General features: G+C 61.5%; 26 protein-coding genes. 11 read left to right on the top strand and 15 right to left on the bottom strand.

The genetic code is table 11. From position 1 onward, the window contains the following. The first annotated feature begins 2 nt into the window (after positions 1-2). Positions 3-1,121, top strand: a complete 1,119-nt coding sequence (locus tag AAE027_RS15855) for an HD-GYP domain-containing protein (RefSeq protein ID WP_370985337.1) — start codon at positions 3-5, stop codon at positions 1,119-1,121. Positions 1,122-1,147: 26 nt separating this feature from the next. Here the strand turns inward: AAE027_RS15855 and AAE027_RS15850 are convergent, their stop codons facing one another. Continuing rightward, on the bottom strand, positions 1,148-1,351 hold the full coding sequence (locus tag AAE027_RS15850) for a hypothetical protein (RefSeq protein ID WP_370985338.1): 204 nt from the start codon (positions 1,349-1,351) through the stop codon (positions 1,148-1,150). Positions 1,352-1,485: 134 nt separating this feature from the next. Continuing rightward, positions 1,486-2,163, bottom strand: coding sequence for a nitroreductase (locus AAE027_RS15845; protein WP_091899113.1), 678 nt, complete (start codon positions 2,161-2,163; stop codon positions 1,486-1,488). 116 nt (positions 2,164-2,279) lie between these two features. On the opposite strand from AAE027_RS15845, the gene AAE027_RS15840 reads away from it, so the two are divergent. Beyond that, positions 2,280-3,242 carry an alpha/beta hydrolase gene (locus AAE027_RS15840; protein WP_370985339.1) on the top strand — a complete coding sequence of 321 codons (963 nt, stop codon included), beginning with the start codon at positions 2,280-2,282 and terminating at the stop codon, positions 3,240-3,242. Positions 3,243-3,369: 127 nt separating this feature from the next. On the opposite strand, the gene AAE027_RS15835 is transcribed toward AAE027_RS15840, so the two are convergent. Beyond that, positions 3,370-3,834, bottom strand: coding sequence for a cupin domain-containing protein (locus AAE027_RS15835; protein ID WP_370985341.1), 465 nt, complete (start codon positions 3,832-3,834; stop codon positions 3,370-3,372). A 204-nt stretch (positions 3,835-4,038) separates the two neighbouring features. On the opposite strand from AAE027_RS15835, the gene AAE027_RS15830 reads away from it, so the two are divergent. Then, positions 4,039-4,287: a hypothetical protein gene (locus AAE027_RS15830; protein ID WP_091892990.1), complete on the top strand. Its 249-nt coding sequence runs from the start codon at positions 4,039-4,041 to the stop codon at positions 4,285-4,287. A gap of 144 nt (positions 4,288-4,431) precedes the next feature. Here the strand turns inward: AAE027_RS15830 and AAE027_RS15825 are convergent, their stop codons facing one another. Beyond that, positions 4,432-5,307 carry an MBL fold metallo-hydrolase gene (locus AAE027_RS15825; RefSeq protein WP_370985342.1) on the bottom strand — a complete coding sequence of 292 codons (876 nt, stop codon included), beginning with the start codon at positions 5,305-5,307 and terminating at the stop codon, positions 4,432-4,434. Between the two features lie 131 nt (positions 5,308-5,438). Between AAE027_RS15825 and AAE027_RS15820 the strand changes: the two genes are divergently transcribed. Beyond that, positions 5,439-5,972 (top strand): REP-associated tyrosine transposase, encoded by a 534-nt coding sequence (locus AAE027_RS15820; RefSeq protein ID WP_370985343.1) that lies wholly within the window; start codon positions 5,439-5,441, stop codon positions 5,970-5,972. Between the two features lie 166 nt (positions 5,973-6,138). On the opposite strand, the gene AAE027_RS15815 is transcribed toward AAE027_RS15820, so the two are convergent. Then, positions 6,139-7,761, bottom strand: coding sequence for an ABC-F family ATP-binding cassette domain-containing protein (locus AAE027_RS15815; RefSeq protein WP_091892986.1), 1,623 nt, complete (start codon positions 7,759-7,761; stop codon positions 6,139-6,141). A 928-nt stretch (positions 7,762-8,689) separates the two neighbouring features. Here AAE027_RS15815 and AAE027_RS15810 point away from each other — a divergent pair. Together AAE027_RS15810 and AAE027_RS15805 are read left to right on the top strand one after the other, a co-directional pair. After that, a complete protein-coding gene (locus AAE027_RS15810; RefSeq protein WP_091893017.1) occupies positions 8,690-9,214 on the top strand; it encodes a DUF992 domain-containing protein in 525 nt (174 codons plus the stop codon). A 239-nt stretch (positions 9,215-9,453) separates the two neighbouring features. Next, positions 9,454-10,050 (top strand): phasin family protein, encoded by a 597-nt coding sequence (locus AAE027_RS15805; RefSeq protein WP_091893015.1) that lies wholly within the window; start codon positions 9,454-9,456, stop codon positions 10,048-10,050. 157 nt (positions 10,051-10,207) lie between these two features. On the opposite strand, the gene AAE027_RS15800 is transcribed toward AAE027_RS15805, so the two are convergent. Both AAE027_RS15800 and AAE027_RS15795 read right to left on the bottom strand, forming a co-directional pair. After that, positions 10,208-10,438, bottom strand: a complete 231-nt coding sequence (locus AAE027_RS15800; RefSeq protein WP_143035523.1) for a hypothetical protein — start codon at positions 10,436-10,438, stop codon at positions 10,208-10,210. 287 nt (positions 10,439-10,725) lie between these two features. Beyond that, a complete protein-coding gene (locus tag AAE027_RS15795) occupies positions 10,726-11,130 on the bottom strand; it encodes a VOC family protein (RefSeq protein WP_370985344.1) in 405 nt (134 codons plus the stop codon). A 240-nt stretch (positions 11,131-11,370) separates the two neighbouring features. Between AAE027_RS15795 and AAE027_RS15790 the strand changes: the two genes are divergently transcribed. Further along, entirely contained in the window at positions 11,371-13,320 is a 1,950-nt protein-coding gene (locus tag AAE027_RS15790) for an adenylate/guanylate cyclase domain-containing protein (protein WP_370985345.1), read from the top strand. 117 nt (positions 13,321-13,437) lie between these two features. Here the strand turns inward: AAE027_RS15790 and AAE027_RS15785 are convergent, their stop codons facing one another. From AAE027_RS15785 to AAE027_RS15775, 3 genes are all read right to left on the bottom strand, one after another. Next, positions 13,438-14,223, bottom strand: a complete 786-nt coding sequence (locus AAE027_RS15785; RefSeq protein ID WP_370985346.1) for a hypothetical protein — start codon at positions 14,221-14,223, stop codon at positions 13,438-13,440. 376 nt (positions 14,224-14,599) lie between these two features. Then, positions 14,600-16,339, bottom strand: coding sequence for a vanadium-dependent haloperoxidase (locus AAE027_RS15780; protein ID WP_370985347.1), 1,740 nt, complete (start codon positions 16,337-16,339; stop codon positions 14,600-14,602). A 331-nt stretch (positions 16,340-16,670) separates the two neighbouring features. Next, on the bottom strand, positions 16,671-17,207 hold the full coding sequence (locus AAE027_RS15775; protein ID WP_128934198.1) for a peroxiredoxin-like family protein: 537 nt from the start codon (positions 17,205-17,207) through the stop codon (positions 16,671-16,673). Positions 17,208-17,283: 76 nt separating this feature from the next. On the opposite strand from AAE027_RS15775, the gene AAE027_RS15770 reads away from it, so the two are divergent. Further along, on the top strand, positions 17,284-18,096 hold the full coding sequence (locus AAE027_RS15770; RefSeq protein ID WP_370985349.1) for a helix-turn-helix transcriptional regulator: 813 nt from the start codon (positions 17,284-17,286) through the stop codon (positions 18,094-18,096). Between the two features lie 142 nt (positions 18,097-18,238). On the opposite strand, the gene AAE027_RS15765 is transcribed toward AAE027_RS15770, so the two are convergent. The 3 genes from AAE027_RS15765 to AAE027_RS15755 are packed head-to-tail and all read right to left on the bottom strand — an operon-like array spanning position 18,239 to position 19,986. Further along, complete coding sequence (locus AAE027_RS15765) at positions 18,239-18,442, bottom strand: GDCCVxC domain-containing (seleno)protein (protein ID WP_370985350.1); 204 nt, start codon at positions 18,440-18,442, stop codon at positions 18,239-18,241. A gap of 14 nt (positions 18,443-18,456) precedes the next feature. Continuing rightward, positions 18,457-19,296: a nucleoside phosphorylase gene (locus AAE027_RS15760; RefSeq protein WP_370985351.1), complete on the bottom strand. Its 840-nt coding sequence runs from the start codon at positions 19,294-19,296 to the stop codon at positions 18,457-18,459. 21 nt (positions 19,297-19,317) lie between these two features. After that, positions 19,318-19,986: an ArsR/SmtB family transcription factor gene (locus tag AAE027_RS15755; protein ID WP_370985352.1), complete on the bottom strand. Its 669-nt coding sequence runs from the start codon at positions 19,984-19,986 to the stop codon at positions 19,318-19,320. Between the two features lie 73 nt (positions 19,987-20,059). Here AAE027_RS15755 and AAE027_RS15750 point away from each other — a divergent pair, with 73 nt between their 5' ends. Genes AAE027_RS15750 through AAE027_RS15740 form a run of 3 tightly spaced genes read left to right on the top strand, consistent with a single transcriptional unit; the run spans position 20,060 to position 22,375 of the window. Beyond that, entirely contained in the window at positions 20,060-20,800 is a 741-nt protein-coding gene (locus AAE027_RS15750) for an MBL fold metallo-hydrolase (protein WP_370985353.1), read from the top strand. Between the two features lie 4 nt (positions 20,801-20,804). Continuing rightward, positions 20,805-22,064 (top strand): MFS transporter, encoded by a 1,260-nt coding sequence (locus tag AAE027_RS15745; RefSeq protein WP_370985354.1) that lies wholly within the window; start codon positions 20,805-20,807, stop codon positions 22,062-22,064. Next, positions 22,061-22,375, top strand: coding sequence for a GFA family protein (locus tag AAE027_RS15740; protein WP_370985355.1), 315 nt, complete (start codon positions 22,061-22,063; stop codon positions 22,373-22,375). The genes AAE027_RS15745 and AAE027_RS15740 overlap by 4 nt, the downstream gene beginning before the upstream one ends. 152 nt (positions 22,376-22,527) lie before the next feature. Here AAE027_RS15740 and AAE027_RS15735 read toward each other — a convergent pair whose 3' ends face one another. After that, positions 22,528-23,232 (bottom strand): hypothetical protein, encoded by a 705-nt coding sequence (locus tag AAE027_RS15735; protein WP_128934200.1) that lies wholly within the window; start codon positions 23,230-23,232, stop codon positions 22,528-22,530. 257 nt (positions 23,233-23,489) lie between these two features. After that, positions 23,490-23,639, bottom strand: coding sequence for a hypothetical protein (locus AAE027_RS15730; protein ID WP_007609497.1), 150 nt, complete (start codon positions 23,637-23,639; stop codon positions 23,490-23,492). Positions 23,640-23,694 lie beyond the last annotated feature (55 nt).

The raw sequence follows: 23,694 nt of genomic DNA, 5'->3' as shown, positions 1-23,694 counted from the left end.
CCGTGCAGAACCCGCGAACCACGCACAGGCCCTTCGATCGTGACGGCATCCGGGATGCCGAGGCGGCCCGTCCCTTCGTGCATGTGCTGGCCGACACGTCCGACAAGCTGGCGCGTGTCTGCTCGATTCTCGAGGAGCGTTTCGCCGTCGCGGGCGAACGGCTCGACGCCGAGGCCAAGCTGGCGCAGGTTCCGTTCGCCATCGTCATCCGCGCAGAGCTTCGCGACCTCGACAACATCGCGGCCATCAAGAAACGGGCCGGCAAATTGGCCAAAGCGAAGAAGCGGATCTTCCTCATCGAGGACACGTCTCACGTCGGCGTTTCGCAAGCCTATGCGCTTGGAGCGACGCTCGTCCTGCCCGGCACGATCAGCCGGGCCAAATTGCTGTTGGCGCTGTCTGATCCGGCCGATCCGTCCTCTGCCTCGTCAGGCGAGACTGCACAGTTTGACGACGCAGTTGAGATCGGGGCAACCGCGTTCGCCTCGATGTTCACGGCGGTCACCCTCGACCAACCCCTCGACGTGGACGGCACCAAGGAAGCCGGCCGCCAGATTGCCGATCGCATCACTGAGCATGGTCTGTCGGAATGGCTCACGACGGTGCGGCGTCATCACGAAGGAACCTATCAGCACTGCCTGATCGTGACCGGTGTCGCCATCGACTTCGGTCTGAGCCTCGGCGTCGGAAGAGCCGATCTGGAGCGCCTCTACTCGGCGGCCATGTTCCACGACATCGGCAAGGCGCAGATCCCGCTCGCCATCCTCGATAAGCCGGGTCGTCTCGATGCCGAAGAGCGCGCCGTGATCGAGACCCACCCGGCCGCTGGCTACGAGTTTCTGAAGGGTCACGGCAGGATTTCGCCGGAGATCCTCGATGCCGTGCGTCATCATCACGAATATCTCGACGGGAGCGGGTATCCGGATGCCCTCTGCGCCGAAACCATTGGCGACATCGTGCGAATTCTCACGATTTCCGACATATTCGCAGCGCTCATCGAGCACCGGCATTACAAGCCGACCATGCCGCGCGCGGAAGCTTACGACATACTGCGCGGGATGGCCGGAAAGCTGGAGAAGGCGCTGGTGACCGCGTTCAAACCGGTCGCGCTCACGAGGTGAGCGCAGCGACGGCGCCGCAAAACCGGCTAGTGCGTCGCGCGGTATTGCGCGCGGTGCGGAATGGAGCGGCAGGCCAGCCCGTCAGCCAGCAGCTTCATGTCCTCGTGCTTGCCGCTGCGGATCAGCCGGCCGAACTCTTCGGGTGTGAAAGGAAGACTTGGATCATCATCGATCGGGCGCCGCACTCGCGGACCGAGGAACCATCGAACCAGGCTAGCCAGCCGCCGCATCTCAATTCCCTCGCGCCAGCAACAAACCTCTCAGTCAGCATATTGTTCCTCCCGCCCCTTCGAGATTGCAAGAGCTTGCCAGCGACTCCGCACCAAAAAAAATTTCGCCAGAGAACAATCTCCTCTTTGTCGTGCTAATCGGCAAAACCCACGTACCGCACGAACTCCTCGTTAAGTTCGCGGTCCGAGCGAACGGCATTCGCTGCAAAGCCGTCGTCGGGATAGCCCATCGCGACGCAGGTCATGATCACCTCGTCCTCGGGAATCTTCGCGACCTCGCGCACGATATCCGAGCGCATGATGCCCTGTCCGTTGATCACCGAACCGAGGCCGCGATCCCACGCCGCGAGCACGATGCCGTAGCAGAGCGCGCCGAGATCGAAATGGCAGACCGCGCCGGGATCGAGCACGCGGTCGTAGGTCAAGACCAGCGAGACCGGGGCGTCGAACTGGCGGAAGCCGCGCAGCACCCAGTCCTGGCGCATCGGCTTGTCGTCGCGCGCGATCCCCATCGCGCCGAACAGCTTCTTGGCGATGTCGACCTGTCGCGTACGATGCACGCCCTGGTACTCGCCATGGCTGACGATGTCGCGCCTGACCTTGGCGCCGGCGATCATCTCCTCCATGTTGCGGCGGCGCACCTCTTCCAGCGGTCTGCCGGTGAGCACGTGGACATGCCAGGGCTGGGTGTTCATCGACGACGGCGCGCGCTTGGCGCTCTCGATGATCGCCTCGATCACTGCGCGCGGCACCGGCTCGTTCCTGAAGCCGCGCACGCTGCGGCGCGACTGGACCAGCGTTTCGAATTCCACCTCAAGACCTCCCTGCCCATTTCGTCCGGCGTTGCGCTAGAACCGCCGGTTGCCGATGCGGCGCGCAAAATCTATGCTAACCCGCAAGCAAGACCAAGAACCCTGGAGGACCTGTCATGGCCGCGCCGCTCGATCCTGTGATCGCCGAGATCATTCCGCTCATGCCGATGCGCGATCCTGCGGTCATGACGCCACAGAGCGCTCGCGATTCCTTGCGCGCACTGGCTGCCTCGCGCGCCGCCATCCCGCCACCGCTCGTCGACAGCGTGCAGGATATCAAGGTGAAAGGCGGCGCCGGCCCGCTCGATGCACGCGTCTATCGGGTCGGCACCACGCCGGCACCGACCGTGGTGTTCTTCCATGGCGGCGGCTGGGTCGCGGGCGATCTCGAAACCCACGACCGGCAGGCGCGCAACCTCGCGATCGAGACCGGCGCGGTCGTCGTCTCCGTCGACTATCGCCGCCCGCCCGAGACGCGCTTCCCCGGCGCCTTCGAGGACGCCTTCGCCGCGGTGAGTGACATCTTCGACCGCGTCGCGGAATTTGGCGGCGATGCAAAGCGCTTCGGCGTTGCCGGCGACAGCGCCGGCGGCAATCTCGCGGCGACCACCGCGATCGCCTGCCGTGACGCCGGCATCAAGCTCGCCGCGCAATTGCTGGTCTATCCCGTGACCGACGTCCTCGGCAGCTATGCGGATGCGCGCGAGAACGCGCGCTATCCCTCGCGCGCCGAGAATGCCGACGGCTACTTCCTCTCCCGCGCGGTGATGGAATGGTTTTGCGGCCATTATCTCGCCGATCCCGGCCATGCTTCGGACTGGCGCGTCTCACCGCTGCGCGCAGCATCCCTCGCCGGCGTCGCGCCCGCCGTCGTGACCACCGCCTGGTTCGATCCGCTGCGCGACGAAGGCGCGGCCTATGCGCGGGCACTGGAGGCTGCCGGCGTGCGCGTGAAGCACCATGAGGGCCCCGGCCTGATCCACGGCTATTTCGGCATGGGCGACGCCTCAGACGTCGCGCGCGCCGAAGCGCAGCGTGCACGCGCCGACTTTAAGGCGCTGCTCGCGCGGGGCGTATAGGGATGCGACAAATCCGTAGCCCGGATGGAGCGCAGCGTAATCCGGGTTTCGTCTCACGCGGACGGTCGAGCGATACGGTTGGTCTGCCCCCGGATTGCGCTTCGCTCCATCCGGGCTACACGACCGGCTAAATGCTCCGCGCCCGCTGCGCGTCGGTGTGTCCCCAGGTCTCGTCCCAATCCTGGCCGGCGGCATCGACGACACGGCCGTCGGCTTCGAAGAACTTGTTCGGCACCTGGAAGATCGCCAGGATCAACGCGCCGTCCGGGCACCAGGCGGCGTGCCGGCTGCCCGCCTCGCGCCAGATGAATTCCCCGGCCTTGCATGCGATCCCCTTGGCCGGCCCGTCCTTGTCGACGAGCGCGCCCTCGATGACGTAGCTCTGCTCGATGCCGACATGCTCGTGATCGGGCAGCACCGATCCCGGGGCAAAGCGCATCAAGGCGGTCATCAGACCGCTGCTGCGATCGAACAGCAGTGTCTTGGCTTCGCACCCCGGAAAGCGCGTCTTTTGCCAGTCCATCTCTTGCGGCTGAACCAGGTGAGAATGCCGGTCGGCGGCTTCCTGGTCTATCGGGATCACGGCGTCCATCACGATGCTCCCTCTCTCTATCTCAACCGTCCGAAGCTAGCAGGATCGCCCGGCCTGGTCAGCGAGCAGTGCAATAAGTGGGGCGTTTGCCGATCGCGCCCGAAAAATCGGCAGGCCGAACCGACTACGCCCGCTCATCCTGCTTGATTGCGCCACGATTCCCGGCTCCAATCCAGCTGCCATTTCTGGTTTAGGGAGACACCCATGATGAAGCGGATTTTCCTCGCGGCGATCGTTGCCACCTTTGCAGCGGGTTCGGCCTTCGCGCAAGAAACCTGCGAGAGCAAGGCGATCGGCAAGGACGGCAAGCCCCTGGCCGGTGCCGCCAAGACCTCGTTCCTGAAGAAGTGCAAGGCCGACGCGTGCGCGCCCAAGGCCGTCGGCGCCGACGGCAAGCCGCTCGCCGGCGCCGCCAAGAACAGCTTTATGAAGAAGTGCGAGACCAGCGCGTAAGGCGCTACGAATTCGCAGCTTTTCTAGCGAACAGTTGCTGCACAATTCGTCATGCCCGGGCTTGTCCCGGGCATCCACGTTCTTGTTTCCGTCGCAAAGATCGTGGATGGCCGGGACGAGCCCGGCCATGACGAAAGAGAAACTTCACTCCCGCTTGAAGCGATAATCGAACGCGTCGCCGAGTGGCTTGATCAGTCCGGCCGTCGGCGCCGGAAAATGCACCGGCAGGATCAACGTGTCGGTGTCCGCAACGGACGCGAAGAACTTTCGCCGCGACACCGCCGACTGCTTCGGATCCCAATCCGGCTTCGCCGACCAATCCGGTTCGCGGCACTGGATCTGATGATGCATGAGATCGCCCGCGACCACCGCGCGCTGGCCCTTCGAGACAATGTTCACGCAGCAATGGCAGGGCGAATGCCCCGGCGTCGGCGTCAGCGTCACGGTGTCGTCGAGCGCGTAGTCGTCATCGACCAATAGCGCCCGCCCCGCTTCGACGATCGGCAGGCAATTGTCGCGAAACACGGTGCCCGGCGGATTGCTGCCCTTGGCGTGCTCGGCCTCCCAGGCCGCGTACTCGCGCTTGTGGAAGACGTATTTGGCATTCGGGAACGTCGGCACCCAGCGCCCGTCGCGCAAGGTGGTATTCCAGCCGGTGTGGTCGATATGCAGATGCGTGCAGAACACGTAGTCGATCTGCTCGAAGCCGATGCCGAGCGCGAACAATTCGTTGCGCCAGCGCTCCTTGCCGGGGAAATCGAACGGCGGCGGATGGCCCTTGTCCTCGCCGGTGCAGGTGTCGACCAAAATCGTGTAGCGCGGCGTGCGGACCACGAAGGTCTGGTAGGTGATCACCATCATGCCGCGCGCGGCGTCGAACACCTCCGGCTCCATCGTCGGCAGATGACGGGCGAACGCGCCCTCGTCATAGGCCGGGAAGAAATCCTGCGGCCGCCGCCACGGCCCTTCCCGCTCGATCACCGCATCGATGGTAATGTCGCCGATCCGGAGTTGCTTCATGGTTGTTTGCTCCCTTTTTGCGAAAGGGTAGCGAGAGCGGCAGAGATCTTCAAGCAAGCGAGTTCATTGAAACTCTCTCGATTTGGTTGTCGCCCGGATGGAGCGAAGCGTAATCCGGGAAAGCTCCTCGCATGGTCCGCTATCGTCGCAATTTCGTCCCGGCCGGGACCTTCTTCTTCACCGCAACGCTGGATGATAGACGATCATCCGTGCTGATCGACCATGTCGACAAACTACGCGGCGCATTCCGCATGACGCGCGTCGAACGACCATTCGAGATCGACGCGATCGTGATCCTGCCGGATCACCTCCACGTCATCATGACGCTCCCGGACGATGACGCTGATTTCTCCGGGAGATGGCGACGTATCAAAAGCCTGTTCACTCACCGGCTCGTAGCTTCCGGCGCCCCAATCTCCCGCAATCATCGCGGCGAGTTCGCCCTATGGCAGCGGCGATTTTGGGAGCACACAATTCGCAACGACGCCGATTTCGAGCGCTGCGCCGACTACATCCATTTTAATCCCGTCAAGCACGGCCTTGTCTCATCGCCGACAGATTGGCCCTATTCTTCGCTCCATCGCTACGTCCGCGCTGGCTTGCTACCCGCCGACTGGGGCGGCACCGGCGAGATAGACGGCAACTTCGGTGAACGCGGAGAGTGATCCCGGATTATGCTGACGCTCCATCCGGGCTACGAACGATATCAAGCGGCCTCTTGTAGCCTGGATGGAGCGAAGCGCAATCCGGGGCACAATAACCACACGGTGCAACCGCTCGCGTGGCACGAACCCCGGATTGCGCTGCCGCTCCATCCGGACTACCGCCCACCTACGACCGCAACCCCGGCGCCTCCTGCCCCGTGCGCGCGACATATTCCGTGTACCCGCCACCGTACTGGTGGATGCCCTCCGGGGTCAGCTCCAGCACGCGGTTCGACAGCGTCGCCAAGAAATGCCGGTCATGCGAGACGAACAGCATGGTGCCCTCGAAATCCGACAGCGCCGTGATCAGCATCTCCTTGGTGGCGAGGTCGAGATGGTTGGTCGGCTCGTCCAGCACCAAAAAGTTCGGCGGATCGAACAGCATCTTGGCCATCACTAGGCGCGCCTTCTCGCCGCCCGACAGCACCCGGCAGCGCTTCTCGACGTCGTCGCCGGAGAAGCCGAAGCAGCCGGCGAGCGCACGCAAGGAGCCCTGCCCCGCGGTCGGAAACGCGTCTTCCAGCGACTGGAACACGGTGCGTTCGCCGTCGAGCAAATCCATCGCGTGCTGGGCGAAATAGCCCATCTTGACGCTGCCCCCGAGCGCCACCGTGCCCTCGTCCGGCTCGCTCGCACCGGCAATGAGCTTGAGCAAGGTCGATTTGCCGGCGCCGTTGATGCCCATCACGCACCAGCGCTCGCGGCGGCGGATCATGAAATCGAGGCCGTCATAGATGCGCTTATTGCCGTAGCCCTTGTGGACATTCTTCAGCGCGACGACATCCTCGCCCGAGCGCGGCGCCGGCGGGAAGTCGAACGCGACGCTCTGGCGGCGGCGCGGCGGCTCGACCCGCTCGATCTTGTCGAGCTTCTTGACCCGGCTCTGCACCTGGGCCGCATGCGAGGCGCGCGCCTTGAAGCGCTCGATGAATTTGATCTCCTTGGCCAGCATGGCCTGCTGGCGCTCGAACTGGGCCTGCTGCTGCTTCTCGTTCTGCGCCCGCTGCTGCTCGTAGAATTCGTAATCGCCGGTGTAGGTGGTGAGCGAGCCGCTATCGATCTCGATCACTTTGGAGATCACGCGGTTGATGAACTCGCGGTCATGCGAGGTCATCAGCAACGTGCCTTCGTAATCGCGCAGGAATTTTTCCAGCCAGATCAGGCTTTCGAGATCGAGATGGTTGCTCGGCTCGTCGAGCAGCATGACGTCGGGGCGCATCAGGAGGATGCGGGCCAGCGCCACGCGCATCTTCCAGCCGCCGGAGAGCTTGCCGACGTCGCCGTCCATCATCTCCTGGCTGAAGCCGAGGCCGGACAGCGCTTCGCGCGCACGGCCGTCGAGCGCGTAGCCGTCGAGTTCCTCGAAGCGATGCTGCACCTCGCCATAGCGGGCGATGATCTCGTCCATCGCGTCGGCCTTGTCAGGATCGGCCATCGCGGCCTCGAGCTCGCGCAGCTCGGCTGCGACCTCGCTGACGGGACCCGCGCCATTCATCACCTCGGCCACGGCGCTGCGGCCGCTCATCTCGCCGACGTCCTGGTTGAAATAGCCGATGGTGATGCCGCGGTCGGTCGAGACCTGGCCTTCGTCGGGCAGTTCCTCTCCGGCGATCATCCGGAACAATGTGGTCTTGCCGGCGCCGTTCGGACCGACAAGGCCAATCTTCTCGCCCTTGTTGAGGGCGGCGGAGGCTTCGATGAACAGGATCTGGTGGCCGGCTTGCTTGCTGACGTTGTCGAGGCGGATCATGAGGTCATTTGGGGGATTTTTGCGTTGCAGCGTCATAGGCCATGCGAGCCGTCAGGGGAAGCCCGGCGGGGCCCGGATCAGCCCTACCGGTGCCAATTCGGTCGTTTCCACCCCGCAGCTTAGGGCTTGTGGACCTCGACGGTCTGCATCATTGCGATCTCATGGTTGGGAGCGGAGATGATCAGCTCGCCTAGCGCGTCGATTGTGCGGAGATGCGCAATCGGCGCGCAACACGACCGAGCACCGAAGCATTCGAAACTAATGTGAAGCCAAAAGCGAAATTCATTTCACGCAGGCGCGCCGCCGGAACCTAATTAACTGCCAACAAACGACAAATTTAGTTATTTCCGATAATCATGATGACTCCATCATAAAATACAAAAATATGTTGGGGAAAACATGGGAGGTTTGGAATGGAAGCTGCCCGCCGCTTTCGCGCAATGGCGTCACTTTGCCGGCAGACTGCCGCACTTCATCCTGACAGAAGCTGGAAACTGCTCGCAGAGGCTGAGTACTGGGAGCATCTGGCGACTGCAGCTTTAGTCCACTGACTTCGGCCTAGCGAATATTCACTTCCTTGGTCTTTTCGTCGACTTCTTGGTTCAAATCATATTCTGAGGCAGCGATGTCCAGTACTGGTCAGGTTTATACTTGCGCTGTCCTGCGCGAGCGTGTGCAAGCGATTGTGGCGGGGCTTCGAGAAGTGGAGACGCTTCGAAGCAGGCTCCGAAACGCAGAAGCGAGAACAATCGGCCGAAGACGGCGTGCCAAAGTGGGCCGCAGAGCAAGAGCCGTTTGAGGACGCTCGGTCACTCAATATTTCCCCGCATTGGGCTCACTCGCACGTCTTCGACGTGTGCCACCAACGGGAACATCGCGGGCTCAGCGCGCATTGAAGGACCATCGAATACGCTCGATGGAGACCCTCATGATTGGGACAACGCTGAACGAAACAAGGCTGACCAATTTGGCGACAGCGTGCGCGGCCCTGGCTCTCGTGCTCGCCACGGTTCCGGCAACGGCGCAGGAGGCCGGACGACCGAGAGTCGGCACACTTACGTGCAACATATCGCCCGGAGTCGGCATGATTGTTGCTGGACAACGGCAGTTGAGCTGCATCTATGCATCGGCGAGAGGCAGGGCGCGCGAGGCTTACGAAGGCACCGTCAGCACGCTTGGTCTCGATATAGGAGCCACGTCCGGCGGTCAGCTCGTTTGGGCCGTTTATGCTCCGACCGCGGTTCGCCACGCCGCGTTGGCCGGAACCTATGCGGGCGCGACTGCCGGCGGCACAGTTGGTGCCGGAGTTGGCGCCAACCTCCTGGTGGGCGGCTCGGATCGCACGATCGCCTTGCAGCCGGTATCCGTCCAGGCGCAAACAGGTATGAACATCGCAGCAGGCATATCGAGAATGGAATTGCGGCCGGCCGCTGCGCCTGTGCGCCGCAGGTGACCGCCGTCGCCGGCGAATTGAAGTAGAAATGGCGCTTGTCGGTGAGTCCGGGTCCCGCCGTGGCCACCGGTGCCCTCAGGGAAGTTGAACCGCTCGTTCCTGCGCGCAATGGCGGAGGATTGATTAAAATTCGCTCGCCCCGGAACGGTCCAGAAATGCCCACGTTTGCTCGCGTAGGATCGCACCTGTGACGGAGGGCATAGGATCCGACCTCACCAACAACAACGATGGAGCAACTAATGGCCAATCCACGCCAGGAGGAAAAGTCTACCCAAAGCCCTGAGGACACAATCCGCCGCGCCGCCGAGAGGACCGCGGAGCAGACCAGACGGATCGGCCTAGCTACTGCTGAGGCCGGCGAAGAGGTCGCCCAAGCCAGCAGCCATCTACTGCAACAAAATGCCGAGATGCTGCAAAACACGTGGCGTTTCGGCGTCGACATGGCCACCGCGATGATGGGCCGCTCGACTGATCAGCTTGGTCTCACGTTCGGTTTGACGGGCAATGAAGCGCAGCGGGCAACGGAACGCTCGGTCCGCAACGCCGAAGCCATCATGTACTCTACGACCGCAGTCGCCAAAGGAATGAACGGCATGTCGCGCGAGTACTTCGATTTCGTTCGACAGCAGATCGATCGGACCATGGATCGCATGAATGAACTCTGGCGCTGCCGAACTCCTCACGATTTGGCGGCCGTGCAGACTGATCTGATGCGCGACACGATCAGTAGCGCCTTGGATACCAGCCGCCGGATGGCGGACATGTCTCTGAAGGTGGCTGACGATGCCGGAAACCATATAACCCAGAGTGTCGAACGCATGCGGCACGCAGCCTAGCGCGCTGGCATAATCATGGCGCACGTGCGCGGCTGAACCCCACCGCTCACCGCGCGGCCAAACCTGACGGCCTTGTTCTCTCGCAGAGCTGAGGGCCGAAACAATAAGGGCCCCGACGTACTGGACGCGTCGGGGCCCAGACCGTTACTCACTGCGGTCAGTCGCAGATGCGGCGGCGAACCACAACATCCTCACCGAACCGGTTGATCCGGTGTTCGACGATGGTGCGGCAAGCGCCGTAGTAATCGTTACCGTAGTCACGGTAGTATCGGTCCGGGCCGACATAGACGCCGCCGGGACCGATGCCAAACTCAACAGCGTTTGCTGTTGTTACCGCTCCCGCAGCTAGAGCAGCCACTGCGGCGAGCGCGAGGATCGTTCGCTTCATTTGGCACTCCTCTCGCAAGTGACGGAGCATTGGGCCAACGATCGGGCCGGAGATTGGTTTCGTGACAATGAGCGGGGACCAATGCAGAAAATCGTCGTTCCATTATGAACAGCGCCTTCACGAAGAAACGCAGGATGAACGCAGAAGCAAATCTGGTCCGCCATGCCTCAACGAACGGACCTCCGTTAGACGAGGGGTTGCTTCGCTGATGGACCAAACCCGCGTGGCCTTTGCGTCACGGCTGCCAGGGTGGCGATGCACGCCGACAACATGTGCGATCCCCCCCATCAGGACCGGACCGGCTGCCCGATTCCAAGAAGATTGCCTTCGCTGTCGCGGAACCACGCGCCTCGCTCACCGATACCCTTGCTGGCGTAATTCCCGGCTATCTCGGCGATCCCCTCAACGGTCTTCAGACCGGGCAGGTCATATTCCTCGAACTTGACTCCCCGCGCGCGAAGCTCGCACACCGTTGCCTCGATATCCTCAACTTCCCAGCCCATCTGCGTGTGCGTGCCGGATTGCACTCCGGCCGACATGAATATCGCAAACTCGCCACTTGCGCAGATGTAGCGCAGTCCACCTTCGCGTTGTTCGACAGGGTCGAGCCCGAGTTTTTCGGAATAGAACGCCCGCGCCCGATCTAGGTCCTTGGCTGGAAGACGGGTGGCCACATTCGCGTTCGCTAGCATCCTTCTCTCCCTCTGAGTTTAAATAAGAGTTGGGCGCGTCGCATCCTCAGGCAAGCCAAAGTCCGGGTCATTCGCGTCGATTTGGCCGCGTCAGCACCACGTCCGGTCTGGCCTCGGCTGCTGACGAGGCGCCATCGCGATCTTCCTTCGGGCCAATCGGCGATATAGGGGCGTCCACTGAACAATCGGTCAGGGCAGCTAACGTTTTAGCGATGGCGAGCGCTCTGGGACATCGCACGGTTGGCACTGTCACGCATCCGTCGTAACAATGAGCGGCTTGGAGAGCCGGCGATGGTGCAGGAGCGGCCAGCCCGGATCGCGCGCAGGCTGTCGGCGATATTGGCCGCCGACGTGGCCGGCTATTCGCGGCTCATGCACAATGACGAAGAGGCAACGCATGCCAAACTGACTGCGCTTTTGACGGACGCAGTCGCCCCGGCAGTTGCCGAACATGATGGCCGCATCGTCAAGAACACCGGCGATGGCTTCTTGGCGGAATTTCCGAGCGCGGTCGAGGCGGTTCGGGCTGCGGTACAATTTCAGACCCGCGTCAAGGAACTGACAATCGATGATCCAGAAGCCAAGCGCATAGTCTTCCGCGTGGGAATTAATATCGGCGATGTGATCGTCGAGCCGAACGACATCTTTGGCGATGGTGTGAATGTCGCGGCGCGGCTTGAAGGCATCGCGAAGGCCGGCGGCATCTGCATATCTTCCGCCGCCTACGATCAAGTCCGTGGCAAGGTCGGGGTCGAGTTCGCCGATCTGGGCGAGCAGAACCTCAAAAATATCGCTCTCCCAGTCCGAGCCTATGCTTCGCAGCTCTCCGATACGCTGCCGGTCATTTCGGGCTTTCCGTTTGTCCAGTGGCCTGCGCATAGCCGGCGAGCTCGGATGGGTCTTACAATGGCCCTTCTCCTGCTCATGGCTGGCGGCGGACTTGGTTACTGGTACATGCGGTGGAATGAGCCACAACTGGTGAAGCATCGTCTATCGATTGTCGTGCTGCCATTCACGAATTTGAGCAACGAACCCGAGCAGGAGTACTTTGCGGAAGGTGTTGCTGACGATCTAAGCTCCGATCTCTCGCGGATCGAGGACAGCTTCGTGATCGCGCCGAGTACAGCCCGTGCCTATAAGAACGTTGACCCAAAGCGCGTTCGCCGCGAACTCGGCGTCCGCTATATCCTCGACGGTAGCTTGCGCCGAACGGAGTCGATTGTCCGGATCAACGCCCGGCTGATCGATACGCGAACCGGCGCACAGATCTGGTCGGAGAGCGTCGACGGTGAGTGGTCCAAATCGTTGCAGCTTCAGGATGTCATCACGGGTGGATTGGCGCGGCGGCTTGATCTCGAGCTGACTAACCACGAAAGCCGCGACGCGGAGGTTGCGCGGCCCAACAATCCCGACGCGGTCGATCTTACAATGCAGGGCCTGGCCGTGCTCAATCGTCCCTATTCGCGCGAACAGGTAGCCGAGTCGGGTGCCCTCTTCGAGCGCGCACTGCAGATCGACCCCGGCTACCCCAAGGCCCTCGTGGGGTTGGCAGACACTTTGGCAATACAAGTCAATTATCGTTGGACCGATGCAGCCGCCGGTAAGTTGCGGCGCGCTGAGAAAACGGTGGATCAGGTTCTGTCCCAGTTTCCCAGCGACGCAATGGCACATTTTGTAAAGGGCGAGATCCAACGGGCCAAGGGCAGGAATCTCGACGCTGCTGTCAGCGAGTATATGGCGGCAATCGGGATAAACCCTAGTCTCGCCCCGGCTCATGGCGCGCTGGGCGCTGCCAAGATACGTGTTGGCCGATCTGCGGAGGCATTTGCCCCACTCCAAATGGCCATCCAGCTCAGCCCCCGCGATCCGCTCCTAAGCACGTGGTACTTCTACGCCTGTCATGCGCACAGCCATCTCGCTCAATATGATGAAGCGATAGACTGGTGCAGCCGCTCCATCACAGTGAATCCCTTTTGGATTGCCTACGCAGATCTCGCCGCCGCTAACGCATGGACGGGACATGAGCCCGAAGCTCTTGCCGCCGTCGGCGAGCTTCGTCGGCTCATGCCCAACTATACCGTTGCCCTTTGGTTGCAGGATGGGTCTGAGTGGTCCGATAACGTCGTTTTCCTTGCCGAATTTCAGCGCATCGCTGAGGGTCTGCGTAAGGCGGGACTTCCTGAACGGTGAACGAGCAAAGGACCGAGCCGATCCCCACGCTCGCGGCGTGCCGGATAAGAGCTCGGCGGACTCTCGCTCAGGCATATTAGAAGTGGCCCGGAAGCCTGATCCGGGTCCACAACCGGACTACCAATTACCCTGAAGCCCAGAATGCCGTTCCGTCCACGGGGGCGGAAGTGCGGCTGCCTTCTCAAGTTCGTTGTTGGGTGCAGGTTCGTTGGACCGCGCGAAAACAAAACGGGACGTGGCGGCACTTTCCGCTTCGCCCCTCCCGTCTTGGCCGATCAGGATCAATCCAGCTCCGCCATTCGCGACGTTCAGAATAGTCGGTTCGCCGCCCCACGTCTTGATTGGCTTCATTCCGATGGTGAGAAATTCGCCCATAGGCTGGTCCAGATACTGAATTCGCAATTGCGGACCGACCTCCGCGTCGGCGAGCTTAAAGCCGATCTGCATGGCGCGCGCGTAAATAGCAGCCAAAGTCACGGTATCCGTCTTGAACCCAAGCTCGGCTACTCGCACAACGACAAGATTCACTTCGGCTGCCTTAGAAGCAACGGTGAAGGTCGGTCGAGCGAGGATTTCGGCAGCCGTGCCGCCGACACCGCACCTCATGGTGTCCAGCACGTTACGCAGCGCAACAGAGTTGGCAAAGGTGCCGACCCTAATTGTCTTCCACGTCGGAACATCGCGCGCCGACTTGAACTGTTGGAGCGCATAGGATGGACGCGGCCTGTGCGCCTTCATCTCGTTTTGCAGGACATCGCGAGCTGCACATTGAGCCCACGCATCCTCTGCCAACGAAACGATGCAAGCGGCGCACACTATCGAAGCGACCAAGTGCCGGCGGTTGCGCCCTGCAGAGCGCTGATTGACCGCGCCGCAATCGGCAAGACTTTCCAGAATGGACATGTCGAAAATCGATTTGTTCGTACGCTTGACCCAAAATGCCCGCCTCCGAGTCAAGGGGAATGTCGGAGGGTAACGCGTCAAGAAACATTGCCCGGCCGACTTTGAAATGGGGTCCGGAGGCGGGGCACCAGCTGAAGTATTCCATTGCAAATGGCAGGCGGCAGTCCGTAAGCCTGATCGCGCCCGCACCATCATACCAACGAGGAATGATGTGGTTGAACGATAGCACCGTCGTTCCCATGGTTCAATTCTGAATCAAGGCCACGCTCATCGAGGCGAGCAACTTAGGGAGCAATGGATAGAGCCAGCCCGCTGCGGCAGATGGCTACTGCCGCAGCGATCGAGAGCAACATTCAATTAGGCCGGACTCTCGCGACTAAACTATTGCCGAAAGCTTTGCCGCCTCGAGAGCAGGATCAAGGTCGTCGTCACCATCGAGGACAAGGGCTCCGTCGTAGGTGACCCTGTCCTGCTCTATCTCAACGACCTTTTTGCCGAAGCTCAGGTAGCTGAACTTCCAGGGACGCTCATGGTAGTCCCGCCGGAGGTGATACAGGACGCTTGTCGCGATCCGCTGCCCTAGAAGCATGGACGCGCTGTAGTCGGTACGCCAGTGAACGCCCGCCATGTTGCGTCCGATTGCAATGTTGGACGCGACCTTGTCGAGTTCGCCTGCAATCGTTAGCTGGTCAGCATCTGGCACTCCGACAGTTGTCAGGTCTGTTCCTTGGGGCGTCGGGATAACGGGCGTAATCCCAACATCCTTGAGCTTCTGTGTTCCTGCAAAATAGGCCTTCAGCGCGGTGACGCATGCGCCGGCGACAGTGGCATGGCCCGCACCGTAGGAGCCGTGCGCCGGTGAGCCGTCGGCGAAACACATCGGCAGCAAGTAGCTGTCGCTGTTGGCGCCGTGGGCGGCGTTCGCTTGCCTGATTCTTGCAACCGCGCCGCCCGAGGCGTTGGACGCCTGCAACACCGCAAGCCCGCTTGAGAGCGCCAATTGCGCCTCAGCGGCCTTCAAACCCGTGGGGTGCAGCGCACGATGGACCAAACCGCCATAGGCTTCCGGGCGCAGGCGCAGGTTTCCGATAAATTTCTGGTACCACACCGCCTTCAACGCACATGTCGCCACCTCGCAGACCAGCGAAAGTATGAACGGCGAGCCAAAGGTGCCGAAGCCCTCCTCATGCGGGAAGACCGGCGCATCCCGGTTGTAGGGATTTCCCGCATCCAGCTTAACGCCAGGGCTACCGAGCAAGATCAGGGCAGCGTTCAGGTAGGCTTCATACAGTGCGTCAAGATGGACGTATCGCGCGATGTCGCCCGCGTTCTGAATGTACCGCGGGGTGGCCGGGAGTTCGATCGATGACGGAAAGGCTTTTCCTCTCTGCACGTCGAGCCAATCGGCCCATGCGATCATGTGAGGGACGCCTCCAGACTGATAGTCGGTGTTTACAACCCGCCCTTCAGTTTGTTTGATCCGCAAAGACCCGTACGGCACGTCAAGCCAGAGAAATTGTGAAACGAGCGGCCCAAGGTGCTCCTGGTTCGTTTGTCCCGCTGGCGTCCATTCGCCGCCTCGAAAAAGCGTTGCCGGGCTGACGGGCCGGGCAGTGTAGTTGGGATGATTACTCGAGTCGGGATGGGCATATAGCTTGAGAGCGCTCAGTTCGCTGGCTGCGGCTTGTGCCAAGGCGTTGCTCGGATAATCCAGAAAATTGACGTCACGGAGCAATGCCATCCAGTAAAGCTCGATCATCTCCGCGGCTGCAGTCTCATGCTTCCCGTCCTGCTCCGGTGGTTTCGGAATGCGGAAATGCCAACCGGCCGAGGTGAGTCGATCGGCGGCCAGACCTGCTTGCGGATTTACGAGCGGACGGAGGCCGGCTGACTCGATGTTCTGAAAATCCGCCGGGCGATGCTCATTCAGAGCTGCTAAAAATGATTTGAATGAGCTCGGGATCACTCGCCCGTCGTCGTCGTGCTTTAGCGACTTGTGAAAGTGCAACTCCGCTGCCTGGACAAGATCATTGGGTGGAGTGTGGACCAGCTTATGTACAGCAGTATTAGCTGGAGCAGGTGATGGTGGATGTGGCTTTGGATAAGAAATTGCCATTTGAATTTCTCCTATAGCCATCCCGCCACAATTGACGAGACCGGGCATCGGTGCCCTTTCGGAGTCGTATCGTGAATACGACACAACCTGTGTGGGATGCCTCACAGGAGCGCTTTTTTCAATTGGGTCGAATACGGCAGCCGGACTCACCAAGTTCTGCTGAGCACTCAGAAAAGAGTAACGGCTAGGCAAAATGGCCGCAGATTGTTCTGCGGCCTAGATTGTCGCGCGCCGCCTCAGTTCTCAGCGATCACCGGCAGCGAGCCTGGAATCTTTCGGAAAGCGGTAGCGCTAACGTTTGAGCCTGCGGGATCGAGACGGGCTCAATGTCTTAAATCGCGCCGTTATATTCTCCTCTGGCTGGATAGTCGTTCTTGATGACGAAATCCAACGCCTGGACCATTTCAGAGAAGTTGGGCCTGACGAACGGCATGGATTGGACGGAGAGATAGTAGATCGTTTGATCCGGTCTGATCAGAAACACGCCGGGTTCAGAGAACAAAGAAGGTTCTTCGATTCCGATCGAGGTCTTTCCCCGAGATGTCGATATATACAGACCCCAATTGCGAGCATCGCTCAGTCCTAGACCATATCCGACCCGCAAATTCTTGGCTTGGATCTTGTCCGCCATCTGGCGAGCTCGCTCCTCCCCATCTGAACTAATGGCGACGGTGGTGACGCCGCGGATGGCAAATTCCGGCGTCAGGCGTTCTAATTCCTTCAGGTAGTTGGCACAGATCGGGCAATGCAAGCCGCGATAGAAGCAGACGAGTGACATGCGCTCTGGGCTCTCGGTTGCCAGGTCGAAGGGACCATGGTCGAGCGTGTTTACGACAAGGGGCGGCGCTTTCTGGCGAGGTATAAGCATTTGGATTCCTTTCACGGACCAAGGGGCAGCACAGGACCGGTTGCTCCCAGATCCAGCTCATGCCACACTGGAGAGCATGAATGGTCCCCGAAACATGATTGAGAGTCCTGTAACGGCCAAGCGCGATAGGCTTTCCGCCTTCTTCGATGCCTTCCAAATGTCGGTGACGGTCGCTGCGAAAGATGCCCGAGACGCGGTCGCAAACCTTGTTGTTGTTGGAGAGGGTGGCTGCGCAAGGAGCGTCGTCTTCTGCCCCCACCGTGATGCGATGCCCGATCGCGGCGGCGATATCCTGGCTGCGGCGACCATCGAGTTCGGGGGCATCACAAACCCGCTCATGAATGCAATGCCCGAGCGGATCGTGATCCCCCTCGGCGAGTCCCCTACCCTACAAGCTCTGACTGCAGCCTTTGTAACCGAGGCCTCGGACATGCGATGCGGCAGGCAAGTCGCTCTCGACCGCTTGTGCGAGGTGATCATCTTGCTTGTGCTTCGGAGGGCAATCGATATCGGCTCGACGCGACCAGGACTTCTTGCCGGCCTATCCCATCCAGCGATCCATAAGGCTCTGGTCGCTATGCACGATCAACCCTCTCGCCCGTGGCACACCGAGGAGCTTGCGAGTATCAGCGGACTCTCGCGGAGCCGCTTCATGACTCTGTTTCCCAAAGTGACCGGCACTACACCGGCTGCCTATCTTAAGGCGTGGCGGCTGACACTTGGCCAGCGTGAGCTCCAGCGCGGCGAGCGCGTCAAGTCGGTCGCGAGGCGCGTGGGTTTTGGCAGCGCAGCGGCGTTCTCGCGCGCATACGCATTGGCATTCGGCCATTCACCGATCTCTTTGCGTAAGCCAGGTCCTGCGTCTCGGGATGTCGCTGCTGCCCACTAGCTGCTACCGCCAACAGATCATCAAGCGTCAGGCGAAAAGGTCCTTCAAGCGGTGGTCTATGCGTGAAGGCGTAATCTCGAGAATCTCGGCAGTAACAACTTCCGCCGCGACAAATGAATCGAGAGCGACGCGCCCCTCGTGTCTACGAACAGCACACCCCGCTCGTTTGAATCGGGGGGCATGGAACGGTCCCGTAGGAACAGAAGACGCAGCAGTCGCCCGACTTGGGCTTTAGCCGTAGGCCGCACCTCCTGCAGTTGTAAAAGAACTGGCAGGCATCCGTCGGCATGGTCTCGATCTCTTGATGGCCACACGCCGGACACGTGAGGGTCGACTCTAGCTGCATTTGTTGCCTGCGGTTCAAGCGTCGTCCGAGATCCTCGCGTCATTCTGCCAGCCGCGCGCCGCAGCGGCAATGAGGGCAAGCGTGGCCTTGGTGCCGTCGGCCTCGCCCTTCTCGAAGTCGCCCTCGGTCTGCGCCATCGAGTTCGTGACGTGGGCGAAGCAGACGATCGAGTTGCCGCTCGTCGTGCCGAAAGCGTAGAGCGCCGCAGCTTCCATCTCCACGGCGAGCATCCCCAGCTCGCGCGCTCGCGAGATCGCCGCTTCGGTCTCGCGATAGGGGGCATCCGTTGTCCAGGTCGAACCGCGATGCAGTTTCTCCGGCAGCGATCGGCCCGCCCGCTCGACGCGATCCAGAAGCGACATGTCGGGTGCTGCCGCGAAAGTCGAGCCAGGCAGGTAGTGATAACTCGTCCCCTCGTCGCGCAGCGCGCGGTCGATCAGGACGAAATACGGAGTAGGTCCGATGGGATTGATCTGGCCCGCCGAGGTGACGCTGACGAGCAGCCGGCAGCTCGACGCGAAGAGCTGCTCGGCGACCAGGACGGCGAAGGGTGCCCCGACCGCGCAGCCGACGATCCCGACCTCGCCGATGTCGTCGAGATCGAAGGCAAGAAGCTCGGTGTGGTAGCAGGCCCAACCTTCATGGATGCGGCCGGCGCCGGTCCGCTTGAGGTGACGGACGACGTCACCATCCGGATCGAGCACGCAGATTTCGGGCACAGCTACGAGCGGCAACTGCCTCTGCCGGCGCGCCTCCCTCAACAGGGATTCAGGCCGGAATACCGAGGGCGCCTTGTGATCCTTTACGCCAACGATCGGCCACGCGCGTTCCGCGCGATGAGGCTTATCATCCATGATGCACCTGATCGACCTGTTTCAAGCAACGGATTCGACCGGCAGGCCGGCGGCCTTCCACTCCGGGTAACCGTCCTCAAGGCGGCGAATGCGATAGCCGCGCGCCCGCAGCGCCGCCACGGCTTCGAACGAAAGAACGCAATAGGGCCCGCGACAATACGCAATCACTTCACGGCCTTGCGGCAACTCGCCCAAACGTCTTTCCAGTTCGGCCAGAGGAATGTTGAGCGCCCCCGGCAGATGGCCCAGTGCGAACTCATCCTCGGGCCGCACATCGAGCAACGTAACCAGATCGTCCCGCAATCGCGCGACCAGGTCGTCACGCGAGACGGGCTCTAGCGCATCACGGGCCTGGAAGTAATCGGTCACAACACGACCGATCTCGGCGACATTCCGTTCACCGACCCGACCCAGCGCCTTGACCAGCGTCACTACTTCGGCGTCGCCGGCGAGGCGATAGAGAATGTGCTTGCCACGACGCTCCGTTTCGACGAGGCGCGCGCGCCTCAAAATCTGCAGGTGCCGCGACGTGTTGGCGAATGTCAGATGTGCCCGAGCCGACAGCTCCTCGACGGTGCGTATCCCCTGCGCAAGGTGCTCCAGCAGCTCAAGCCGGTGAGCATGGCCGAGCGCCTGCGCCACCTCGGCAAGGTTTTCATAGATCTCCTGTTTCGGTCCTGAGCTTGACACGGCGGTCCTTCAATATATCATTCAGCAGATTGATTGAATGTATCTAGCGTTTCTCTCGAGGGAGTGCAAGTCCATGATTCTCCGCCAGTTCTTGCATAGCGATCCAGTCGGTATCTCCTACCTTTTCGGCTGCGGCGGCAAAGCTGCCGGCGCGGTCGTTGATCCGGTCGGCGATATTCAGCCCTACCTGCAGGCGGCCGACAATACCGGCATGCGGATCCATTTCGTCATAGACACTCATGTCCATGCCGATCACCTGTCAGCGGGACGGGTGCTCGCCGCCGCAGCGGGAGCTGAGTACGTGCTCTCGACGGAGGCTGGTGTATCATTTCCCTACAAGGGTGTGCACGACGGCGACGTTCTTCCCCTCGGCAATGTGTCGGCGACGGTGATGCACACGCCGGGTCACACGCCCGAGCACATCTGCATCCTTGTTACGGACCAAACACGCGCCAACGAACCCTGGTTCGTCTTCACCGGTCACACGCTCATGGTCGGCGATCTCGGCCGCACCGAACTTGCCGTGAGCGCAGAGGAAGGCGCCAGGCAACTGTTCCGAAGCGTGAGCAGACTGAAGGAGCTTCCTGACTACGTCGAGGTGCTGCCGGGCGCCTATGCCGGCTCGGTTTGCGGTCGGCGCCTGAGCGGCAAACCATCCTCCGCGATCGGCTTCGAGAAGCGGCACAATCAGGCGTTCAAAATCGAGGATGAAGCCGAGTTTGTTCGGTTCATGGTCACCGAGATTCCGCCGGCGCCGCCAGAGGCCGCGCGGATCAGGGCAGCAAACTCAGACATGGCGGCGGCCGCGGCCTGATCTAATGACCGAAGCTGTAACTGGTCCACAGATTGCCTCGTCTGTCCAACTGGGGCTGAAAGAGAACTGGCCGCAGTTCGCCTTGCTCGTCCTGATCAACGCCTTCGTCGGCGGGATGGTCGGGATCGAGCGGACAGTCGTGCCGTTGATCGGCTCCGAGGAATTCAGCATCAGTTCGACGACGTTCGTCGTTTCCTTCATCGTCAGCTTCGGCGTCGTGAAGGCTTGCGCCAATCTGATCTCCGGCCAGCTCGCCGACGCCTGGGGACGCAAAAATGTTCTGATCCTCGGCTGGCTCGTCGGCCTGCCGGTGCCGCTCATGATCATGTGGGCGCCGAGCTGGGGATGGGTCATCGCAGCAAACGCCCTTCTCGGCATCAACCAGGGTCTTGCCTGGTCGATGACGGTAATCATGAAAATCGATCTCGTCGGACCGAAGTCGCGGGGACTCGCCGTTGGCCTGAACGAGTTCGCCGGTTATCTTGCGGTCGGCGTGACGGCCTTCCTCACCGGATATCTCGCCTCGAAATACGGACTGCGGCCGGCACCGATCTACCTCGGCGTTGCCTATGCGGTTCTAGGCACAGTGCTCTCGATCCTGCTGGTGCGCGACACACGCGAGCACGTTCGGCTGGAGACCGCAGCGCATGCGCGTCAAGCGTCCCCGATCAGCTTCAGGGAGATATTCGTCCTCACGTCGTTCGGAGATCGCAATCTATTCGCCGCGTCGCAGGCTGGGCTCGTCAACAATCTGAATGATGGAATGAGCTGGGGCATCTTTCCGCTGTTCTTCGCCTCGTTCGGCCTCCCCGTCGACCGGATCGGCATACTGAAGGCCGTCTATCCGGCCACCTGGGGCATCCTGCAGATCGCCACGGGCCCTCTTTCTGATCGGTGGGGCCGCAAGGGCTTGATCGTGGCCGGCATGTGGGTCCAGGCCGCGGGTCTATTCTTGAGCGCTGCAACAAGCCATTTCGAATGGTGGCTGGTCGGCAGCCTGCTTCTCGGACTTGGTACGGCCATGGTGTACCCGAGCCTGATCGCTGCGGTGTCCGACGCTTCGCATCCAAGCTGGCGCGCACGCTCACTCAGCGTCTACCGCTTCTGGCGCGATCTCGGTTACGCGATCGGGGCGCTATCGGCCGGCATCATCGCCGACCTGTTCGGCATGGCCTGGGCGATCGGAGCGATCGGCGCGCTCACTTTCCTCTCGGGGGCGATAGTATTCGTCGCTATGGAGGTCAGGCCCGGAGCACGAACGTGAGCGAAACCTTTTCAGGACGTTGCCTTTGTGGGGCGGTGCGTTTCGAGGCGCGAGGCCGGCCGAAGGGAATCTTCTGGTGTCACTGCGATAGCTGCCGCCGCCATTCCGGCGCGCCCGTCAGCGTGTTCGTCGGGTTCGAGAACGACTCTGTCACGGTGACCGAGGGCGCCATCACGACGTTCAAATCATCGCCGGGAACGACGCGCGGTTTCTGTGCCCGCTGCGGCTCGACGCTGACCTGCGCTACCGTGCACTTTCCGACGGAGACGCACTATCACGTCGGTGCCTTCGACCGGGCGGCGGAGCTCTAGCCGAGGAAGCATTTTTTCGCCAACGAGCAATTGCCCTGGCTGAAGCTTAGCCACAACGAGCAAGGTAAATGACTGCGACGGTGCGGCCGATCTATCTGGATTTCAACGCGAGCACACCGGTTGATCCAGCCGTGGCGCTGTGAGTAGATGCCCTACGCCCGCCGCATCAGCTTGAGCGAAGCGGCAAGGCGCAAGCTGCGCTTGCCGGCGAGTGCGATGCCTTCGAGCTCGCCGCTATCAGCCGTGCAGGTGCCTGAGAAGCCAATCCCGACCTCGAGGCCGCCAAAGACGGGATTTTCGCCTTTCGCCGGCGTGTGCTCCTGGTTCAGCATCTCGCCCTTCCAGCGGCCGTCCGCGGAGGAATAGGAGCCGAGATAGTAGAAGAACGCATCGCCGCCGAGAATGCGGCCGTCGATCAGCAGCATCACGCCGGAGAGTCCGGCATCCACGCCATCGAGCGCACGCAGGCTCATCCCATAGAGCCCGTTGGCGATCCCGCCCGGACCGACCGCTCCGCTCGGCGGCAGCGCCTCGTCATCGAGCGGGGTGAGATTGGCCCAGAAATTGGCGCCCGGCATCGTGTCCGCGCTGCCCTGAAGGCGGATCTGGTTGCCGTACAGCCGGCCGCGCGCCCCGATCGAGGCGACGTCGGCGCCCATCAGCGGCTTGTAGTTGGGATCCTGGTTATGCCGCTCGGTGATGACCTCGGCGATGATCTCGCCGTCGCGCTCGACATAGGTGCCAAGATGCGCAAAGCCCGAATTGCCGCCTAGCATCTTGCCGTCATGCAGGCACATGATGCTGCGGCCGAACGCATCGTTGACGCCGTATTCAACCTTGTACAGTCCGTCCAGCAACGTCTTGAACCCGCAAAATCGGAAAAAAACTGTGGCTACCTAGCATCGTCGCCGCATTGAAGCCACCCGGCTTTTCGCGCAGGGCCGCTCGCGGGACGTTCGCTGTCATGATGCCATTATGCCCCTGTTTTGCCCGACGGGTCAACCGAATTTCGATTAATCCGCAATGTGTGCGATTTCAATCCCTTGGCTACTGTGCATGGGGTTGTTTTCGCATGTTTTGTTTTGCCGGGCTCCTGGACGGCATTCGCCGTCCATCAGTGCCGCTTGAAGTACTGCACCTCGCGCTCGTGCTTCTCGGCCGCCGCACGGCTCTTGAAGGTGCCGAGATTGCGGCGCTTGCCGGTCTTCGGATTCACCTTGCGTGAATAGAGGCGGTATTCGCCCGATGCCAGTTTGCGGATCATGATCGCGCCTCCCGCTTGTTGGGGGTTTAACGACCGGTGCCGAAGCTGGTTCCTG

Source organism: Bradyrhizobium sp. DN3, assembly GCF_041357655.1.
GTDB lineage: Bacteria > Pseudomonadota > Alphaproteobacteria > Rhizobiales > Xanthobacteraceae > Bradyrhizobium.
Note: the sequence above shows the minus strand (reverse complement) of the source record. Positions and strands in the feature narration are given on the sequence as shown.

Coding starts and splice junctions, on each gene's coding strand:
- AAE027_RS15730 (WP_007609497.1), bottom strand. CDS start 23,639: ATGATCCGCAAACTGGCATCGGGCGAATACCGCCTCTATTCACGCAAG.
- AAE027_RS15795 (WP_370985344.1), bottom strand. CDS start 11,130: ATGCTAGCGAACGCGAATGTGGCCACCCGTCTTCCAGCCAAGGACCTA.
- AAE027_RS15830 (WP_091892990.1), top strand. CDS start 4,039: ATGATGAAGCGGATTTTCCTCGCGGCGATCGTTGCCACCTTTGCAGCG.
- AAE027_RS15745 (WP_370985354.1), top strand. CDS start 20,805: ATGACCGAAGCTGTAACTGGTCCACAGATTGCCTCGTCTGTCCAACTG.
- AAE027_RS15785 (WP_370985346.1), bottom strand. CDS start 14,223: ATGTCCATTCTGGAAAGTCTTGCCGATTGCGGCGCGGTCAATCAGCGC.
- AAE027_RS15775 (WP_128934198.1), bottom strand. CDS start 17,207: ATGCTTATACCTCGCCAGAAAGCGCCGCCCCTTGTCGTAAACACGCTC.
- AAE027_RS15815 (WP_091892986.1), bottom strand. CDS start 7,761: ATGATCCGCCTCGACAACGTCAGCAAGCAAGCCGGCCACCAGATCCTG.
- AAE027_RS15750 (WP_370985353.1), top strand. CDS start 20,060: ATGATTCTCCGCCAGTTCTTGCATAGCGATCCAGTCGGTATCTCCTAC.
- AAE027_RS15805 (WP_091893015.1), top strand. CDS start 9,454: ATGGCCAATCCACGCCAGGAGGAAAAGTCTACCCAAAGCCCTGAGGAC.
- AAE027_RS15835 (WP_370985341.1), bottom strand. CDS start 3,834: ATGGACGCCGTGATCCCGATAGACCAGGAAGCCGCCGACCGGCATTCT.
- AAE027_RS15820 (WP_370985343.1), top strand. CDS start 5,439: ATGGTCCGCTATCGTCGCAATTTCGTCCCGGCCGGGACCTTCTTCTTC.
- AAE027_RS15840 (WP_370985339.1), top strand. CDS start 2,280: ATGGCCGCGCCGCTCGATCCTGTGATCGCCGAGATCATTCCGCTCATG.
- AAE027_RS15770 (WP_370985349.1), top strand. CDS start 17,284: ATGAATGGTCCCCGAAACATGATTGAGAGTCCTGTAACGGCCAAGCGC.
- AAE027_RS15810 (WP_091893017.1), top strand. CDS start 8,690: ATGATTGGGACAACGCTGAACGAAACAAGGCTGACCAATTTGGCGACA.
- AAE027_RS15760 (WP_370985351.1), bottom strand. CDS start 19,296: ATGGATGATAAGCCTCATCGCGCGGAACGCGCGTGGCCGATCGTTGGC.
- AAE027_RS15825 (WP_370985342.1), bottom strand. CDS start 5,307: ATGAAGCAACTCCGGATCGGCGACATTACCATCGATGCGGTGATCGAG.
- AAE027_RS15800 (WP_143035523.1), bottom strand. CDS start 10,438: ATGAAGCGAACGATCCTCGCGCTCGCCGCAGTGGCTGCTCTAGCTGCG.
- AAE027_RS15850 (WP_370985338.1), bottom strand. CDS start 1,351: ATGCGGCGGCTGGCTAGCCTGGTTCGATGGTTCCTCGGTCCGCGAGTG.
- AAE027_RS15780 (WP_370985347.1), bottom strand. CDS start 16,339: ATGGCAATTTCTTATCCAAAGCCACATCCACCATCACCTGCTCCAGCT.
- AAE027_RS15765 (WP_370985350.1), bottom strand. CDS start 18,442: ATGCAGCTAGAGTCGACCCTCACGTGTCCGGCGTGTGGCCATCAAGAG.